This window comes from Microcoleus anatoxicus, assembly GCF_042465725.1.
Lineage (GTDB): Bacteria > Cyanobacteriota > Cyanobacteriia > Cyanobacteriales > Microcoleaceae > Microcoleus > Microcoleus anatoxicus.
In genome coordinates, this window is the sequence record NZ_CP120853.1 from 4,858,297 (window position 1) to 4,877,739 (window position 19,443).

Here is a 19,443-nt window from a genome sequence, read left to right on the forward strand (position 1 = left end):
TTTTACCGGAGTGGGTAATATCAAATCCGTTGACATCGGAAAGAATCGATTAACCGCAATTGGTGCTCGCTACCTTTAATCATCCGCTCCAAAACTGAACGAGGAATTTCTATAGATTTATCAGATTTTTTTTGCCAATTTTGCAAAACCATTAACATTCCCGCAACAGGGTTGCGCAAATCGTGAGAAAGAGCGTGAACAAAGAGCCGAAGAGCTGATTGCGCCTGTTTTCGCTGGGTGATATCCTGAATGGAACCTTCATAATAAACCACAGAGCCACTGCTATCGAACACCGCCCTAGCATTCTCAGAAATCCAGACAATGCTCCCATCTGAGCGATAAATTTGAGACTCAAAATCCGACACTCTGCCGTTTTCCTCGATCGCTCGCACAAACTGACTCCTGCGATCGCGATCGAGATACAACTGATGCCCGATATCAGTAAATTTGGCCGTCACCTCCGATGGTGAATCGCACCCATAAATCTTCGCCAAAGCTGGATTAGCCGTAATATAGCGGCCATCGGGAGTGCTTTGAAAAATACCCTCACCAGCATTTTCAAAAATACTGCGATACTTCGCTTCCGCCACCTCCAATTGTTGATAAGCAGATTGCAACTCTCGGCGTGTGCTAAACTCAGTTTTCTGGAGATTTTCGTACCAGTAAACTGACAAGTCACAAATAAAACAAAACCAAAATAAATACAAGTAAAAGCCGCTCATCCGAAACGGAGTATACCTAGCAAAACTCAGGTTTAAAACCAAATTTATCCCGATGTGGCACAACAAAACACCGAGTTGAGAAATCAGGTGCAGAGGCCAACGTACAGGCATGAGCGTAGCCTGGGTTAGAAATGCTAAACTCCAGGTTAAAATCGGTAAGTCTCCCACTCTTGCGAAAGCTAATCCAAGCTGTACAACTACAGTCAAAGACCAGGAAAAACCCAAAAATAGCAAACCAGGGTAACGCTGTCCGATCGCAGTTTTTTGCAAAACCAAGCAAGTGATTAAACCTAACTCTACAGCAAAACTCGTGTACAGATAAACAGCTTTAAACTCCTGGGGAGCCAAGAGGGCTTCACCGAAAAAATAGATAATAATTGTTAAAACAAAAAAAATAGCAATCTGCACAGTAGGGCGTAGCCTGTCTCGAAGAAAGCGATCGCGCCACACCTCATAAACCGTTAGTCCTGGAACTGATTTAGCATTGGCCATTTGTTATTGGTTATTTGTGATTGATTTTTAGTCTTTAGTTGTCAGTTTCAATTCCCAATTCCCAATTCCCCCCTTGGGGGGCTAGGGGGGGTTGCCCAATTCCCAATTCCCAATTCCCAATAACAAATGACTTCTTAAAATCCAAAACCTCGCTTACCATCGGGTTTAATAGTCATCCAATTCGTCTTTGCCATGGCCAATTGTTCTTCACTAACTGTAGCGTTAGTCAGATTCGCCCCCGATAAATTTGCCCCCCGCAAATTCGCCTTGCTCAAATAAGCCCCCGTCAAGTCCGCACCTCGGAAATCAGCCCCTTCAAAATTAGCCGTACTGCAATAAGCTTCAGTCAAATTAGCATCTCGCAGATTCGCCCCGATCAATCTCGCGTGACCCAAATTTGCCCCCGACAAATCTGCTGCTTGCAAATTAGTTTTCACCAGTTTTGCCTGATAAAAATTTCCCCCCGCCAACTGCGCTTTTTGTAGTTGCAGACCAGACAGTTCGCTGTCGGCAAAATCGCGCTTGCCTTTAAAATATGCCGATCGCACGCTGTTACTATCCCACTTGGGAGTGACTTTCGGTAACTTTGGCGCTGCTAAATTGCCACTAGAATGTCCCACTGTGCCGAAGGTTCTGCCGGACTCAGCCAGAGTGCGCGAAACTCTCGGCTGCATCCCCGTGTTCCCGGATGGATTCAGGGAACTTCTACCGGCGGGCCCCGGCTTCGATCCCCGATTAATTTTAGTCTTGTTAGTCTTGGAGGAAGGCCAGGAAGAACCCTCATCATTAAATATGGTCGGTTCTTCAACAGTGCCATTATTGCCGTTGAATTGAGTCGCTAAGCCATCGAGAAGGGTTGGGTCTTCAAATTGACCATTCAGAGCTCTGAGGACATCGGCTGCTGATTGGAAGCGGTGTCCCACCATCGGTTTCAGCATTTTTTCCAGAATCCGCGCGAAACTGGCACTGAGGTGAACGTGATGCTGCCACACAATTTCGCCGGTGACTCCATCGAAATCTAAATCTTTGGGCGATTTTGCTGTCAGCAAGTACAGACAAGTCATGCCCAAGGCGTAGATATCGCTGGCAAATACTGGTCGCATTGCCATTTGTTCCGGCGGCGCAAAACTAAAGGTCCCCACGGAAAATTTGGTGTTGGCGCTTTGGTCGGTGGGGTCTAATAATAATGTTTGGCTGACTTGATCTTTGACTGCTCCAAAATCAATTAACACCAAGTGGTTGTCTTGAACTCGGCGAATAATATTCGCGGGTTTTATGTCCCGGTGAATTACTCCTTGGCTGTGGATATATTGCACTACTGGCAGAATTTCCAAGAGAAAATTTTTAACATCTGATTCATTTAAACGACCCGATTGTTTGACTTCTTGTTTTAAAGTCGAGCCTTTAACATACTCTTGAACCAAAAAAAATTGTTGTTCTGCCTCAAAGTAATCTAGCAGCCTGGGTACTTGGGGGTGATCGCCCAGTTTGCCTAGGGTTTTTGCCTCTCGCTTAAATAATTCCCGCGCCATTTCTAGAACTCGTGGCGACGTACTGCTGGGTCGCAGTTGCTTGACTACGCAACTCGGCTGACCGGGCAAAGATATATCTTTTGCCAGAAATGTTGCCCCAAATCCTCCTTGTCCTAATGGTTGAATTACTTGATACCGAGCACGCAGCAGCAATCGCGCACCGCAGGCCTGACACTGAACGATCGAGTCAGGTGGATTTTGAGGATGTGGACAGCCGGGATTTACGCAGTAGCTCATGTTGATTGACAGTGCCTATGTTTTTCTCATCTATTGACATACTCCCCGGCGTAAACGCGTGGGGATTCTTTACGCTTCATCGACTGATGCTACCTTTGATAGTCTTACTCTGTCTCACCGTACATTTAAGGTCGTGCCGATGCCCCATGCCGACCATTTCTATATTCCTAGCGGCGTTTTCATCTCTATCTGCGAGCGTGCCACAACTCAAACAAAGTATCGAGCGAATAGATAAATCGATTTTGCCCCACTTAAATCCACAGCCTGAACAAACTTGACTGGTAGGCTCCCACCTACTAATCACCTTGAACTCCCTGCCAAACTTCTCAGATTTAGCCTCGCAAAGCGTTCTAAATTCGTACCACCCCTGCTGGCTGATTGCACGAGAAAGTTTCCGATTCTTGACCATGCCAGACACATTGAGGTCTTCCAAAACAATCACTTGGTTTTCGTTGACTATTTTGGTTGAAAATTTGTGCAGTTCGTCTTTGCGAGTATCGGCAATTTGATTGTGCAGCTTAGCGATTCTAATTCGAGTTACATTTCTTCTCCTAGAATCTTTTGGTTGACGTGCTAACTTGCGTTGTAGTTTACGAACTTTCCGGTCTAACTTTTTATAGCTAGGACTTTCGGCTCGATCGCCATTACTCATTACTGCGAAAGTTTTGATTCCTAGGTCGATTCCGATACTGGGGTTTTTAGCTTCAACCAATTCAGGTTGAAGCTCTACTACAAAGCTCAAGAAATAACGGTTTGCACAATCCTTAGTTACCGTGACCGAACTAGGTTCAGATGGCAATTTCCTTGACCATATTGGATTGACAATTCCAATCTTAGCTAGATAAATTCCATCACCTTTTAAAGAAAACCCTCCAACTCTAAAACGTGCCGATTGGCTGTTAGTCCTTTTCTTGAACTTAGGATATCCAACTTTGCGTCCTTTTCTTTTCCCCTTGCAGGAGTTGAAAAAGTTCTTGAAAGCAACATCTAAATCGGCAACCGATTGTTGCAGTGGAACGCACGACACATCTCCTAGCCAAACCCTTTCCTCAGTATTCTTGGCTTGGGTAATGACGATTTTTTGCAAATCCGCTGAACTCGGCTTTTTCTTAGACTGCTTGCACAGGGCAAGAGCATCGTTCCAGACTACCCGCACACAGCCAAAAAGTTGAGCTAGGTTCTGCTGCTGTTGGCTGGTTGGGTAAAATCTGTAGCGATATCTTGCTTTCATGGCTGTGTGGAGTCCTAGTTATTTTGCCGTTTCCGTTGGCGGCGAACCTTTGGAGGTCTTGAAGGAGTATATTAGAAATCAAGAAAAGCCGTCCTAAAAGGACGGGGCTTGTATCCCATTTTCTTGGTCATGGGCGCGGGGCACAAATCCCCGGTTCCTGCTTCTGCTAGAAATACTTATCTCTCAGTTGCCCAGGGCTGTGGGTCCGATCGCGAATTAGAATTACACCTAAGTCTTTTAGGCTGCTATCTTTTCCCTTTTTTTACCATCTCGCTGCTGTGAGTTTTTTGAGTTGATTATCCTGGAAGATAGTTTAAAGGCTTGCTAAAGCTATCTTTTTTGTGTAAAGTCTTTCTAAACTTAGGTAGTGTTTGCACTTTTCGATATCTCTAGCATACCTCATTCTCTGGCATGAGAATGTTACTCATCCGCCAATATCTATCTCACTTTGGGGAAATTTATCATTTTTTATGATATGTCGCTCAAAAACATTGACAATATTCAATAATTATGGTAATGAGAGCCGAGGATTGATTCAGGGGCTACACAGTTATCCAACGGTATTCGCCAGAAGGTAGAATGCAGAAGGCATTAGTCATGAGACATCTCCTATAATTATTGTGGAACAGGCATCGTGTCTGTTCAAGACTGGCTTGTTGCCAGATGTCTATTAGGTATGCGTCAGAAATTTTGATAATTCCTAGGGACTAATGACTAAGAACTAATGACTACTAACTAAACTATGCGTATTTCTCTAAATTGGCTGCGGGAATTGGTGGATGTGGCGATCGCCCCGGAAGAACTAGCCGAAACTCTGACCATGGCAGGATTTGAAGTAGAAGAGATCGAAGACCGACGTACTTGGGCACAGGGCGTGGTTTTGGGTAAAATAGTGGCGATCGAACAACATCCCAATGCAGACAAGTTGAGAGTTTGTCAAGTAGATGTCGGCCAACCAGAAGCTTTAAATATTGTTTGTGGCGCACCCAACGCTAGGGCAGACATTTACGTACCCGTCGCGGTAGTCGGGACTTTTTTATCTCAGATAGATTTAAAAATTAAACCCGCAAAATTGCGGGGTGTTCCCTCCGCAGGCATGATTTGTTCCTTAGCAGAATTGGGACTATCCAAAGAATCGGCAGGAATTCACATCTTTGACTTAGAAAACCCAGAATTGGGCAGTGATATTCGCCCCCTTTTAGGTTTAGATGATGTCATTTTAGACTTGACAGCAACGGCGAATCGTGCTGATGCTTTGAGCATGGTTGGTGTGGCGCGGGAAGTGGCGGCGCTGACAGGGGCAAAGTTGAGAATTCCCGCAGCAGCGGATGTGGCAATTCAGGGAACAGACAGCCCTAATTTAACAGTAGAAATATCGGAGTCAGAAGGCTGCCCGATTTACACCGGGACGGCCATAGCAGGAGTGAAAATTGCACCGTCCCCAGCTTGGTTGCAGCAGCGGTTGCAGGCGGCGGGAGTGCGGCCGATTAATAATGTGGTTGACGTCACTAATTACATTTTACTGGAATGGGGTCAGCCGTTGCACGCTTTCGATCGCGATCGCCTGCAATCCTTCACCGGCAATCCAGATATCAACATCGGTGTCCGGTTTGCCAAAACAGGCGAATCCTTCAAAACCTTGGACGGACAAAACCGCAATTTGCGATCGCAAAATTTGCTAATTACTGCTAGCGACAAACCCGTAGCTTTAGCTGGTGTCATGGGTGGCGAAGAAACCGAAGTGCACGACGGCACCCAAAACTTAATCTTAGAAGCAGCAATTTTTGACCAAGCCACAATTCGCCGTTCAGCGCGCGCTCAAGGCCTGCGAAGCGAGTCTTCGATTCGCTACGAACGGGGAGTGAATCAAGCAGCCTTGGCGACAGCTTGCAACCGCGCCCTATCCCTAATTTTGGAGTTGGCGGGAGGCGTTGCCACAGCACAGAAAACGGCGAATTCTGGTGGGGATGATGTGAGTTTTTCCCGGACTCTCGAATTGCGTCTCGATCGCGTAAATCTAGTTTTAGGCAAATTAAAAAGAGGCCAAACAGGTGGTTCTGAATATTTGGAACCGCAAGAAGTAAAAAACATTCTCACCGCTTTGGGATGCGAAGTGGTTCCGGCACAGAAAAAACGGGTATTTACAGTGGCAGTTCCACCTTACCGCTACCGGGATTTAGAAAGGGAAATTGATTTAATTGAAGAAGTTGCCAGACTTCACGGTTATGACAATTTCTGCGAGACTTTACCCAGCAAAACGGAACCAGGTTATCTGTCACCAGAATACGCGGCAATTCGGAATGTGCGATCGGCTTTTCGGGCGGCCGGTTTGACAGAATTGATGCACTATTCTTTAGTGAAAACTGAGGGAGAAGATCAGGTGGTTTTAGCAAATCCCCTGTTTGTCGAGTATTCAGCTTTACGGACAGAAATGTTGTCGGGTTTAATAGATGCTTTCGCCTACAATTTGGAGCAAGGAAACGGCGCACTCAACGGTTTTGAAGTCGGGCGCATTTTCTGGAAAGAAGGGGATGCCATGAAGGAAGCAGACGCAGTTGCCGGGATTATTGGAGGCGACCCAACAGTGTGGAAATGGCAACAATCCGGGCGCGATCGCCCTTTGACTTGGTTTGAGGCCAAAGGTATTCTAGAAAGTACCTTTCAACAATTGGGTTTGGTAGTCGAATATGCTAGTGATTCCTCTAATTCTCGCTTGCATCCAGGGCGCACGGCTGCATTATCCTTAAACGGGAAACCTTTGGGGATTTTTGGACAGTTACACCCGCAATTGCAGCAAGAAAAAGATTTGCCAGAGCAGGTTTATGTGTTTCAATTAGATTTGGCAGTGCTGGTAGCTAATTTGGAGCGATCGCACAAGGCCCCTAGCAAATTCACCAGTTATTCCAGTTTCCCCGCTTCTGACAGAGACATTGCATTTTTCGCACCCATTGAATTTGCAGTTGTCGATATGCAAAGCGCCATGAAAAAAGCCGCCGGTAACTTACTAGATTCGGTGGAATTGTTCGACGAATATCGTGGCGACAACGTGCCGGCGGGTCAACGCAGTTTAGCTTTTAGGTTAGTATATCGCGCAGGCGATCGAACATTAAGCGACACCGATGTCGAACCAGCCCAACAAAAAGTGCGCGATGTTTTAGTCGAGAAATTCGGCGTTAGCTTGAGAAGCTAAAATAGCCCGCCTCCGCAGCTATTAACTGGTTCCCAGACTCTACCTGGGAACTTTCTTGAACCCACGGAGGTGGGTTTTGTTTGTGTAGACGCGGTTTCCAACCGCCGGGGCTTCTTGAACCCACGGAGGTGGGTTTTGTTTGTGTAGACGCGGTTTCCAACCGCCGGGGCTTCTTGAACCCACGGAGGTGGGTTTTGTTTGTGTAGACGCGGTTTCCAACCGCCGGGGCTTCTTGAACCCACGGAGGTGGGTTTTGTTTATGTAGACGCGGTTTCCAACCGCCGGGAGGTTTAAATCGTAATTAAAGGCCGCAACATATCTCGCACAGCAAAAGAAATATCAGGAAATTGCAGAGGAGAAATACTCGCATCATCCCCAAGAACTGCTATACTTTGATAACCATCCTGAGTAGGTTCTCGAAATACATGAAGTTGGCGATTATTAACATCCAAAACCCAATAATCTGCAATTCCTGACTGAGCATAAATTGTCGCTTTAATCCCCAAATCTGTCCTCAACGTAGTATCAGCAACCTCAATAATCAGATAAACTTCAGAAGGAGTTGGATGATGGTCTTCATAGTAAAGTGGATCTGGTATAAGTAGAGCAATATCAGGTTCCGGTTCCGAGTTATCATTTAACCGAACAGGATCTTGTACACTTATTAATACTAACCTCCCTAAAAGGTTCTGCAATAGCTCTACAGTCCGTTTCACTCCTGCACCATGTGCTGTTCCTTTTGCTGCCATCTTAACTATCTGTCCAGCCAATAATTCTACTCGTTCATCTTCATCAAGAATCCCAATTTCCGCCATTAGGTGATATTCTTGAACCGTCAACAGGCGAATGTCTAATAAAGTCATAGTTTTCTCCTCTATGAATTTAACAATATTATAACCCACGGAGGTGGGTTTTGTTTGTGTAGACGCGGTTTCTAACCGCCGGACTTTAGTATAATATATTAAATGATAACAACATGAAATTTTATGGAAGAATTAATGGAGTTGAAGGAGTTGCTACACCGAGGCAAAGTTGCAGAGGCTTTAGTATTAGTCGCAGAATTAGAGGAAATGAGCAAGTCCGACAAGCTTAACAAAATTTTCAGTTATGGCATTATTGTGCTACTGCATCTGATTAAAAAAGTTGCTGAAAACCGTACTACTAAGTCTTGGGAAACTTCGATATTCAATTCAGTCAAGCAAATCCAACGCACCAACAAGCGACATAAAGCGAAAGGCACTTATCTCACAGAGGAGGAATTAGTCGAGACTTTGGAGGATGCCTATGAATCTGCGTTGAAGTCGGCGGCTTTAGAAGCTTTTGAAGGAATCTATGATGTCGAAGAAATTGCCAAGATGGTGAACCGAGATGATATTATGAAAATGGCGATCGCATTGATTGTAGATAAACAGCCGGAAATTTAGATTGTTCAATAGGTTGACAGATATGACCAAATATGTGATGTGGGGAAGTTACTGCGAAGATGTCCTAGAAAAACGTGCTCCGTTTCGAGACGCTCATTTAGCAGGATTGGCTAAGCAGAAGGAATCGGGAGTGTTAATTGCGATCGGACCTACCAAAGATTTAACCAAAGTTTTTGCAATTTACGAAGCCGAAAACGAGGCGACTGTGCGACAATTAGTTGAGGCCGATCCTTATTGGGTGAATCAGGTTTGGACTGAATACGATGTGAAAGAGTGGATTCAAGCATTTTGAACCTCTATGGAATTTAGTAATGATTTCGCAAGTCGGTACAAAAATAAACTTACTTGACGAATAAATCAATCTGGGCTATCATAGCCCAATTGCATAAGTTATCAAGCGGTGCGAGGAGGTTGCAGAGTGAATACCCTAAGAACGGTAGACGGGGATTTAGTTGCGGTTGACTGTGGTGACTTATTGGACAAGATTTTAGCAATTTTAGAGAAGCCGCAGACTCAGAATCCATTTAAAATACATGGTAATGGCGATCGGCTAATCATCGACATTGACAGCATCGCCGAAGCAGTCGCAGGTTTGGGAGTAGAAAATCCTTTAGGTGCTTCCGAACGCGGTGCTAGTACCGCCACAGTCAACTTTACTCCCGGTTTCAGAGAACGCTTTCCAGGTCAAATTACCAAAATTAAAAATAGTTTAAAAGCTCGGCTAGAGTCAGCAATTCAGCAACAAAATCAACAGCTTAATATCGAACAGTTTGTTGCTAACTTAATTACAGATTTGCAACATTTTAAAAGTAATTCTGCCAAATTAGACTTTAGCTATCCCTTTGGTAACTATTCAGGGTTGCAAAAGCAGCGCTTAAGTATCACAAAAAATCCTAGCAGCAAAGAACTGCTAAAATTTCACAAACTAACTATCACCGTTGGAAATACCAGTACATTTAACACCGAGCTAAAACAAGGCTTAGAGAATTATATCAAATCTCAGTTTGCTAGCGCTAGTGAGAGCCAGCGCGAAGACTTAGATTTCATTCTTCAAGATTTAGAAGAAGATGCCAAATCAGATTTCTACAGACTCAAAGAATTTGTAGATATCGAAACTATCGGCAAACTCAAAAAACAAGCACAGATATGTTATCTAGAATTTCTGCAAGACAACATTAGCACAAGCAATAACCCATCCAATGCCGAGGGTCTAATTTATTTAAAAGTCCTCATCCGGCGTCTCAAACAGATTGATGAATATATAGTCAAAAATGCCGACGGCGATTACTTAGTCAACTATGCCGACACTGACTTGAACTATGCAGATGCTTTTGCTCGTGCTGAAGCCTTTGATATGTTGCCAATTATTCCCAAAATAGAAGGATATTTAGGAGAAACCAAAGACGAAAACAAAGGAGATATCCAGTTTGTTTTTGGACTCAAGCTTAAGTTTAATAACCCAGTTCAAGCCTATGGCGGCAAAACAGTCTTTGAGTATTACCTCAATCTGCTTGACCCAGAAAGTGAGGAACACAAAGCCGAACTTGCTGACCCTACTAGAAAAGAAATTTTTGCGAGAAAGCTATTAAAGTTAGTATTTTTATACTACATCGTTTTTGCCGGAAAAGACGCATCAGCAAAAGATTATACAGTTAACTCAGATTTAGAATACGATCCAATCCCAGGATTTGAAGAAAAAGTATTAAAAACCTTCAACGGATCTGATGAAACAGCAAAGCAAAAACTATTGCGAGGGATCAAAAAAGGTTTTGAACAATATAATATTGCCTCTAAAATAGACAGTCTCAAGAATCTCCTGCAAAAAATCCTGAAACACAAGCATCTACTGCAAGAATTTCCACTTCACATTTCGGTCAGAAAAAGCATTTTAGAAGATAGTATGAAAACTATTTCTACAAACTCTACATTCTTTAAGCCTGAACTACGAACCAAGCCCAAAGAAATATTAAAATATATAGCTATTGGTCAAGCAAAGGCTACTGAAAATTCCCTATGTACTCTGACAGCTAAAATCGAAATTAGTGATGTTCATTATTTGGCTACTGACGACCTACAAAGCTTCAGTATGGAGTATGATGTCACAGGTGTGAAAGCTCTACCAGTGCTGCTAAGGCCAAATGAGCAGCAGTGTACGGCAGTATACAATCGGTTTTATCAACAGCGCAAGCTAGTCGAATTCATCTATAGTCTAGCTAGCAATAAATGGGATGCAAAAAAAAGTTTTGTATATCGATTTACGTTCGATTTACTTGCCTATACTTGCCTTAAGTTGTTGTTGGGAAAACAGAGTAGATTATTCATTCCCATACTGCGCCTGCAACTGAGCAATCAACAGTCAGATTCACCAGTAGAAGAGTTCATGCGTTCTTTATCTAAAAGGTTATCGCATTTACTCAATGAAGAACATCGCTCTAATTCTCAAGGTATTGATATCAGGAATATAGAATACAAAGCTCCCAATGTAATGAGTTCTCTGTATTCTGTGTTGCCTAAAAAGTTTACTTTTGCCAACCCGTTAGATTCCCCAAAAGAACTGGATAAACTCGCTATAGTTATAGTTTCCAGCCGCGAGAGCGATGGTAGGTGGAATAGCGAGCAAAAACTGTCGAATTTGCAAGGAGAAATTGTCGGAGCAATTCGTCAAAAAGATGGTTCTGTCCGGCTACAATTGCTCAAAACCTTCTCGGAAACCTACGAACACGAACAGATGTTTAAAGAACCTACTGTGGTGCGGGATGAAATAGGGAAAGTTTACAAATTGGGATTCAGGCACTTTCTCTACATTGCCAAAGCCCCCTATTCTAGCACCTTGCACATGACACAAAAAGAGGATGCTTTATTTTTCATGTCGAAAGATGTGATTGCATATTTCAAAGAAAACTACGACGATATCAAGATTTACCCGATGTTTTTTGATAAATACTATGCAGTCAAATTATCAGAAAAATTGGTGGTAAATTCTTTATACATTCAAGATACGCTGGAGTTGACAGCTTTAGTAAAAGACCCAAGCAAGCGCTCCATTGTATTTTTTAATCTGTTTAATGGGCTGGTAGTCGGATCAGAGGCAGAACGCAATTATCGAGGTGTAATTTCCTATGCTACTTTGTTGAATATCTATAAAGATATACTGGACGATAGACATATTTATCAAGGATTAATTGACGATACTCAACTGAAAAGTGACATTTTGCAGTATTTGACTTTGTTTCACTTTTCTCGCTACGAAAAAGCAAGTGGTAAAAACGCTCAAATTAGTTTTAAATTAGATCCTTACGAAAACCTGATAGGAGATCAATCTGTAGGTAAACTATCTTTGTACAAGCATATGGGAGGAATTGCAGAGTTTAATGCTTTGGCGTTTTTGACTAAAGTTAAAGAAGTTTTAAATACACCAGCAGGAGGCACGCAGTCATGAAATCTAAAATAGCAGTAGATTTGGGACATTTGTTTGAAGTTGGGTTTAATATTGGGATTCTTGCTTGCATTAAAGAGAAGCAAATTAAGCATAACTTTGGCAACTTATACCTTCAAGAATTGCAGAAGTTAGAGTTTCCGACGATGCTGAGAAAAATCACTGATAAAATAACCAGTCCTCTGGAAAGGAAGATGGCTGAAAAATGGAGTGTATTTTTCTTACAAAAAGGCTTTCTATCAGGTTTAAACTTTTTTCGAGAGTACCTGGAATCTACAGGTTGGAATGAGACAGATAAACTACGACATTTGGAAATATTATATTACCAATCCTGTTTTTGCGATGATAATAGTATTGGCACTTACGATAAGGGTGAGAGACAGTGGTGTGGAGAAGTTCTGTCTCAATTTGACCAGATTGAAAATATTGCTCAGCATATTGGACGTTACACACAGACAGGCGAGTTTCTAAAAGCGGACACTCTAATATTACTGCGATATCGTAGGCAATTTAGGATTCTGTGTGTAGATTTGTCGGTGTTTTCGATGAGGACATCTGAGGATGTTACGGATCTAAACTATTTAGAGATTATCAGGCGTTCGTTGAGACGAGATATTAACTATTTGCGATCGAAAAGTGTGTTTTCTCAACTTCGCATTGATACTGAAAGTTGTGAGGTTGAGTTTTCGGAAGGTTTGAAGGGTTATTTTACTGCTTTTAAGTATGATGACAAGGAGAGTGCTAAGTTAATTCAAGCTGGCGGTTATGCTTATAGTTTTTATGAATTTCTTCGAGAAACGGGGATACTTGCTGATGATTCCCGACTAATATTTAATGCGGTGGGATATAGCGATCGCGGAATTAGCGCTATGTCTGTCCGTCCTGAAAATTTAGATGTTTTGAAAACTTGTCACTCGATTTATAAGCATGATTCGAGTCCTGAAGAAATCGCGGATGCTCGCAAGCTAGTTTTAAATAAAATCAAGCGGAGTGCTTACCACAGTTTCGATCGCGGAAAAAACCTGGTTGACGATATATTAGCAATGTCGCCAGATAAAATCAATGTTGTACGTCACACAGAGCGACTTGAGGGTTTTGTCAATTCCGTGGGAATTGTGCCGGATGAATTGATTCAGCAGTTGGGATTGAGCGGAACTGTGAAACTCCGGGATGCTCATGCTCAACTGATTGAAAAAGCTCTAGAATCTGCTGCTACTTATATCTTTTTAACTGGTAATCCGGGCATTGGGAAGACGACTGCGATCGCCAATTTTCTCACAAATCATGTAGACGATGGATTTCTGTTCTTTTATGTCAGTCCGAGGAAACAGGTGAATCTAGATATTATCGACAAGTTCAGAAAACCTGGCACTGACGATTTATGGAATGATAAAATATTAGCAATTAATACCTACAGCGATTTAATTAAAGATAGCGGTCATAAATGTACTGTCCAGTATCTCTCGAATCAGCGTCATGGAGAGTTTCGATTGCAGACTGTTAAGTTTCAAGATAGCAGAGAAACTAAGCGTCAAAATAGGCGATCGGACCGACTCAAGAGACAAACAGAAAATTTAATTCAAGATGGTGGACGGAATACTAAGGGCGTACTAAACAGCATTTGCGAAGCCATTTATACCCTGATTGATACTAAAGATTTCAACAATATTGTCGCGACTGTTTCCATTCAATCTTTAAAGAAAACTGATGCGGGCGATACACTCAAACATTTTGAGAAAATTTTTAGGAATGCTTACAACACAAAGCAAGGTGAAGTGCTTCCCGATCGCATGAAAGATATCTCCAGTCGCATCAAGCATTTGTTTATCATGATCGATGAAATTACAGGAGATGAGGGAGGCGTAGAATTCTTAAATGGCATCAACGATATTCTAGGCAGGTATGGATTGAAGGATAATTCTCACGGATTTAACACGAAGGTGATTGTTGCAGATGCTTCTATCGTTGACAAGGCTGTAATTAGCCAACACTTAAGCGATACCTCTGCTGAACCGGATAAAATCTATTTTCGGAAAGCTAAAAATCCAGATAAGCCACTATCGGTCGAGCATTTTAAGTTTAAGGAAACTGACGCGACTGTTATCAACACTAACTCATATCCTGCGAAAAGTTTAAGCATGACATACAAAGTTTTCATTGAATCTTGTAAATTCAATGAAGATGATTTGCTAAAGCTAGAGACTGATTTAACTAAGACAATACAAGGCGAAATTTTACAGGATATAGAAGCTCTATTAAAACGCTCTGATGTTGAACAAGCGATTGTCTATATTCAGGACAAACAAAGATTGGGTGATTTGATTAACAAGATTAGAGAGCATCGAGGTGAGTTTGAAAAAGGAAGAGATTATATAGAAATACACGCTGATATTGGTGAGGAGGAAAAAGAGTTAGTTCAAAAATGGAAAAAAGATGCGAAAGTAATATTTATGACTGCTTCTGGTAGTCGCGGGTTATCTTTTCCCAAGGCTAAACACATTTTGGTTGAGATTCCGAGGTTTGAAATAGAGAAAAACCTGATGGAATTGATTCAGGTAATTTATCGGGGGCGCGGAAAGGATGAGATTGACAATCAGGACAAAGAATTAATTTTCTATTTAGGCGATCGGGCAGTGTATTTTGAAGATAACAAAGAGATATCGATACAGGAAAGTAAACTGAGTCTTTTAAATATTCTGTTGGTTTTGAAAGCATCTATAATGACGCGAATTTATGGTTGCGGGCAAATTGGTTCAGATAAGTTTATCATCATACCCATCGGTGGTAAGTCTGTGTTTGCGGCTGGTGAAACATTCTCATCCCAAATGAAAAATTTAATCGATAAGTTGAAGAGCGAGCACAGGAAGAATAGGAGCGATGTGCATTTACCACAGGTCTATGATAGTCTAGAAGAGTTACTCGGTCAAGCTGATTTGACATTAAGAAATAATGTTGAGTCTAGTGGTAAATCCCAAACTTCATATCTTTCGCAGCGCGATTTTTTCAACAATCAGTTTTCCCAGTTAGTAAGTGAAGGTTTTGAGAAGTTATTGAACCTCGATCACCTTGAACTTGGCTACATGAGTGGCGGTTTGTTAGTTGTACCGATTGCATCGCAAACTTTGGAGGAAACCTATATTATGCCTCTAGCAAAGATAGCCCAAAATGTTAACAGTGAACTTTGGCATAATATGCAGATAATTAGTTATGGTAGTGCTTATTCAGAGAGTTTGCAATTTGCGATTAAAGATGCGATGGAGTTAGTAAAAGAACTGACAAACTCTGTTGACAAAACACAAAGATTTGAGCAAAGCAGCCAGCGAAAGGATCGGTATTATGCCTTGCCATTGTTTGCATTTATTGCTGGGGAAGTATTCAGCGAATATTTTGCTAGCAACCCGGAAGAACAGAAATATCAAGATTTTAGAAATATCTTGACTCAATATATTCAGGCGCTGTATCCTGTTGGTAATGTTTTGCCTATAGGAGATAAATATCAAGATTTCCCGTTTGTTGTGTTTAGAAGTTACAGTTTAGAACAGATTAGGGAAAAGATATTTACTGATAAGTACCTTTTGAGTTCCAATGAGTTGAATGTACTCAATTTGGTTTTGTCTAAGGAAATGTGAATTAGGGGGTGACAGGGTGAACGTTTTAAGATTGGATGAGAGCGATTTAGTAACGGTAGATTATAGCGATTTGCTGGACAAAATTTTAGAAGTTTTGCAGGGGAAAAACCCATTTAGCGTTTCGGTTGATCGCAGACGTTTACTAATAGATATTGACACGGTAGCCGATGGAGTAGCAAGTTGCAAAGAAGTACAGAATCCTTTGGGTTCTTGTGAAATTAAAGCAGATTCTGCTACGGTGAATTTTCTGCCGGAAGTTGAGGTTCGCTTTCGCAGTCAAGTTAGGGAAATTCAAGCTTGTTTGCGCCAGCAATTAGAATCTGCTGTGGGAAATAGTATTACAATTGACAAATTTGTAGTTAGTTTGATTAGTCCGCTAGAGTCTTTTAAAGGTAAGGGAAGTGAGTTAGGTTTTAAGTATGATTTTGGTAAATGCTATGATAATTTGCAGAAACAGAAGCTGAGCTTGGAATGCTTGGATTCTGGTGTTGATTCACTTTTAAAGTTTCATAAAGTAACTATTATCGTCCGTAATGCAGATATTTTTCAGGAAGAGTTGAAAGCAGGTTTAAAGAATTATATTGCTGAAAATACTGATAATAAAGACGATCGGGAAGAACTTAATTCCCTGCTTGATGAAATGGTGGAAAATCAAACTTCTGATTTTCACCGTCTGGTGCGAGTTGTGGATCGGGAAACTCTGGGACAATTGAAGAAAGAAGCGAAAATTACTTACTTAGAATATCTTTTAGAAAATATCGATTCAACTACCGAAAATGTGCGCGGTTTAATTTATTTGCAAGATTTGATTCGCCGTCTGAGGTTAATAGAAGCATATATCGGCGATATTAATAAACCTGACGGCGATTACTTGGTTAGTTATCAGGGAACTCAGGTCAATTACAGAGATATGTTTTCGCGATCGGAAGCTTTCGATTATTTGCCGATCGTTCCGATTATAGCAGGTAGTCTGGGAGAGACTACGGATGATGCTGGGGGCGATCGCCAATTTATTTTTGGGCTCAAACTCAAGTTTGGCAATCCTGTTCAATCGCGTGGAGGCGATCGCGTATTCGACTACTATCTTAATTTGTTAAATCCCGACAGCGAGGAACATCTCGCCGCCTTGGAGGAACCAGCTAATCATGAAACTTTCTTCCGCAAGGCATTAAAAATAGCATTTTTGTATTATTTCGTGTTTGCCTCTCGCAGCAATCCACTAGCACCAAATTACGACACTGACTCTGAACTTAATTATAATCCGATCGCAGGATTTGAGAAAAATGTAGTTTCTATATTGCAGGGTTCTGATGAAGATGCTAAAAAAGAACTTTTTCGCAATTTTATCCAAGGATTTGAGAAGTTTAATATCGCTCATAAAATCAACTCTCTCAAGCAATTGCTGCAAAAATCTATCTTAGATCAAACTATTTTACCACCTAGAACAGAACCGCGACAGATTCTGATTAAAAGAGGTCTACTTGAAAATATCGATCGCACTTTGACAACCGGCAAATTTTTCAAAGAGGTTGTGGGGCGCAATCCCAAGGAAACACTTCAGTATATTTCGGTGGGAAAGCCGAATCTCAGCATAAGAGCAATTTGTCAATTGCCTCTGAATATTACTATTGAAGATGTTCGTTATTTTCCAACTGATGAATCTCAAAGTTTTAGCATGGAATACAATATCAAAGGTATGCAGGCTTTACCAGTAGTTTGGGTTCCTAAAACCGATCGCTCTAAAGGGGTTTTTTATAAAAATTTTCCGAATAAATCCGTTGTATTTCCCTACGACAACCGACGCTTAGATAACCAGAAAGGCTTGAAACCACAAGCAGCTTTTGTTTATAAGTTTGCCGTGGCGCTGATGTCGTATATTTGCCTGCAAATTTTGTTAGATAAATTACCAAATAATTTATTTGTCCCGATGATAAGACTTCATGAAGGCTACCACGAGAATCCTTCGCCTTCAGAAAAGTTTATGGGACATTTCTCTAAAACATTATGTCATATTTTGAGCGAAAAACACCGATCGAACTCCAAGGGATTCCGCATCATTGGAACTCCGAGTGGTTTGACAATCCGAAACGGTTTGAGTTCACTGTATTCAATACTGCCTAAAAAGTTTCGATTTAACAATGTACAGTTATCTCCTGAGTTGGATAATTTAGCGATTATTACGGTATCTACCAGGGATAGCGATGTCAGAAAGAATAGGGGGAATTGTGCTGACAGAAAAGCCTGTTTGTTTGGCGAAGTCACCGGAATTAGGCGTCAAGAAGATGATACTATTCAGGTGGGAATGCTGAAAACTTTTTCGGAAAACTACAGTCTTCAGCATCTTTATACTCAGCCGTCAATTCTCGGAGATATTGTCACCCAGTTGTACAATCGAGGCTATCGAAATTTTCTATATATCTCGCAAGCACCTTATATGAGTACGCTGCATATTACTCAAAATGATGAAGATGATAAATTGTTTTTTATGTCGAAAGATATCATCAGAATTTTGAAAGGAGAACGGGAAGATATTAGAATTTACCCGGTATTTTTTGATAAATACTACGTCCACAGTCCCAAACAGCATAGAGGAGAATCTTTTTATATTCAAGATACAACGCAGCTTACCAGCTTGTTTGCAGATACGAGCAAGCAAGCGGCTGTGTTTTTTAATTTGTTTAACGGGATTAAAGTGGAGCAAGGTGAGAAGAACTTTTACAATGGAGTGATTTCCTATTCGACGCTATTGAATATTTATGAGGGAATTCTCGATGACCAAAATATTCGTCAAGGTTTGATTTATGATGGTATGATCAAAGATACTTTGCTGCATTATCTCACAATTTTTCACTTTTCACGGTACAAAGCTCGCCAAAAAATCAGTCTTAAGCTAGATCCGTTCGATCGCATTATTGGCGATAATTCAGTTGGTGCTTTATCTGAATTAAGTCACGCGGGTGGAAGTGCTACTTTTAATGCGCTGGCTTTTTTGAATAAGGTAAGAGAAGTATTGAGCGTAACTGAGACTGTATAATAACCAAAAAGCAACAAAACTCACTTAAACAAATATGACAGTCAAAGTAGGAGACATCGCACCGGATTTCACCTTAACTTCGCAAACTGGCTCATCAGTCAGCCTCAAAGATTTTCGGGGTCAAAAAAATGTTATCGTTTACTTCTATCCCAAAGACGACACACCCGGATGTACAGCGGAAGCTTGTGCTTTTCGTGATAGTTATGAAGTTTTCAAAGACGCAGGTGCAGAAGTAATTGGGATTAGCGATGATTCCCAGCAGTCTCACCAGAAATTCGCTACTAAATATCAGTTACCTTTTACGTTGTTGAGCGATACTGGTAACAAAGTTCGGCAATTATATGGCGTTCCTGCTACACTATGGATTATGCCCGGTCGAGTAACTTATGTGATTGATAAACAAGGTGTTGTCAAGCATATTTTTGACTCGATGTTGGATTTTAAGGCCCACGTTGCAGAGTCTCTCAAAACTTTGGAAGGTATTAAAAGTTAGATATGATTGGATCGGAATGATTT

10 protein-coding genes and 2 pseudogenes are annotated in these 19,443 nt (G+C 41.5%); 8 read left to right on the forward strand and 4 right to left on the reverse strand.

Annotation, left to right across the window (positions count from 1 at the left end; genetic code table 11):
- Positions 1-41: 41 nt before the first annotated feature.
- From P2A85_RS21075 to P2A85_RS21085, 3 genes and pseudogenes are all read right to left on the reverse strand, one after another.
- Positions 42-1,214, reverse strand: a pseudogene (locus P2A85_RS21075) (PAS domain S-box protein); the annotation flags it as partial.
- Between the two features lie 134 nt (positions 1,215-1,348).
- The gene (locus P2A85_RS21080; protein WP_371113984.1) at positions 1,349-2,983 is read right to left on the reverse strand and encodes a pentapeptide repeat-containing protein; all 1,635 of its coding nucleotides are present in this window, start codon (positions 2,981-2,983) and stop codon (positions 1,349-1,351) included.
- 76 nt (positions 2,984-3,059) lie between these two features.
- Entirely contained in the window at positions 3,060-4,214 is a 1,155-nt protein-coding gene (locus P2A85_RS21085) for an RNA-guided endonuclease InsQ/TnpB family protein (RefSeq protein WP_377475333.1), read from the reverse strand.
- Position 4,215: 1 nt separating this feature from the next.
- On the opposite strand from P2A85_RS21085, the pseudogene P2A85_RS21090 reads away from it, so the two are divergent.
- Positions 4,216-4,311 (forward strand): annotated as a pseudogene (locus tag P2A85_RS21090) (transposase); the annotation flags it as partial.
- 645 nt (positions 4,312-4,956) lie between these two features.
- Positions 4,957-7,404, forward strand: coding sequence for a phenylalanine--tRNA ligase subunit beta (pheT, locus tag P2A85_RS21095; RefSeq protein ID WP_377475334.1), 2,448 nt, complete (start codon positions 4,957-4,959; stop codon positions 7,402-7,404).
- Positions 7,405-7,694: 290 nt separating this feature from the next.
- Here the strand turns inward: pheT and P2A85_RS21100 are convergent, their stop codons facing one another.
- On the reverse strand, positions 7,695-8,267 hold the full coding sequence (locus tag P2A85_RS21100; protein WP_377475335.1) for a Uma2 family endonuclease: 573 nt from the start codon (positions 8,265-8,267) through the stop codon (positions 7,695-7,697).
- 123 nt (positions 8,268-8,390) lie between these two features.
- Between P2A85_RS21100 and P2A85_RS21105 the strand changes: the two genes are divergently transcribed.
- The 6 genes from P2A85_RS21105 to P2A85_RS21130 all read left to right on the forward strand — a co-directional run bounded on the left by P2A85_RS21105 (position 8,391) and on the right by P2A85_RS21130 (position 19,420).
- A complete protein-coding gene (locus tag P2A85_RS21105; protein ID WP_377475336.1) occupies positions 8,391-8,828 on the forward strand; it encodes a DUF29 family protein in 438 nt (145 codons plus the stop codon).
- 22 nt (positions 8,829-8,850) lie between these two features.
- Positions 8,851-9,120: a YciI family protein gene (locus P2A85_RS21110; protein ID WP_377475337.1), complete on the forward strand. Its 270-nt coding sequence runs from the start codon at positions 8,851-8,853 to the stop codon at positions 9,118-9,120.
- Between the two features lie 126 nt (positions 9,121-9,246).
- Entirely contained in the window at positions 9,247-12,267 is a 3,021-nt protein-coding gene (locus tag P2A85_RS21115; RefSeq protein ID WP_377475338.1) for a hypothetical protein, read from the forward strand.
- Positions 12,264-15,893: an ATP-binding protein gene (locus tag P2A85_RS21120; RefSeq protein WP_377475339.1), complete on the forward strand. Its 3,630-nt coding sequence runs from the start codon at positions 12,264-12,266 to the stop codon at positions 15,891-15,893. Before P2A85_RS21115 ends, P2A85_RS21120 begins: the two co-directional genes overlap by 4 nt.
- Positions 15,894-15,909: 16 nt before the next feature.
- Positions 15,910-18,927, forward strand: a complete 3,018-nt coding sequence (locus P2A85_RS21125; protein WP_377475340.1) for a hypothetical protein — start codon at positions 15,910-15,912, stop codon at positions 18,925-18,927.
- Between the two features lie 34 nt (positions 18,928-18,961).
- Positions 18,962-19,420 carry a peroxiredoxin gene (locus tag P2A85_RS21130; protein WP_371113991.1) on the forward strand — a complete coding sequence of 153 codons (459 nt, stop codon included), beginning with the start codon at positions 18,962-18,964 and terminating at the stop codon, positions 19,418-19,420.
- Positions 19,421-19,443: the final 23 nt, after the last annotated feature.

Bases quoted from the DNA above. Each gene is read 5' to 3' on its own strand.
- P2A85_RS21130 (WP_371113991.1), top strand. From the start codon at position 18,962: ATGACAGTCAAAGTAGGAGACATCGCACCGGATTTCACCTTAACTTCG.
- P2A85_RS21105 (WP_377475336.1), top strand. From the start codon at position 8,391: ATGGAAGAATTAATGGAGTTGAAGGAGTTGCTACACCGAGGCAAAGTT.
- P2A85_RS21110 (WP_377475337.1), top strand. From the start codon at position 8,851: ATGACCAAATATGTGATGTGGGGAAGTTACTGCGAAGATGTCCTAGAA.
- P2A85_RS21080 (WP_371113984.1), bottom strand. From the start codon at position 2,983: ATGAGCTACTGCGTAAATCCCGGCTGTCCACATCCTCAAAATCCACCT.
- pheT (WP_377475334.1), top strand. From the start codon at position 4,957: ATGCGTATTTCTCTAAATTGGCTGCGGGAATTGGTGGATGTGGCGATC.
- P2A85_RS21085 (WP_377475333.1), bottom strand. From the start codon at position 4,214: ATGAAAGCAAGATATCGCTACAGATTTTACCCAACCAGCCAACAGCAG.
- P2A85_RS21100 (WP_377475335.1), bottom strand. From the start codon at position 8,267: ATGACTTTATTAGACATTCGCCTGTTGACGGTTCAAGAATATCACCTA.
- P2A85_RS21120 (WP_377475339.1), top strand. From the start codon at position 12,264: ATGAAATCTAAAATAGCAGTAGATTTGGGACATTTGTTTGAAGTTGGG.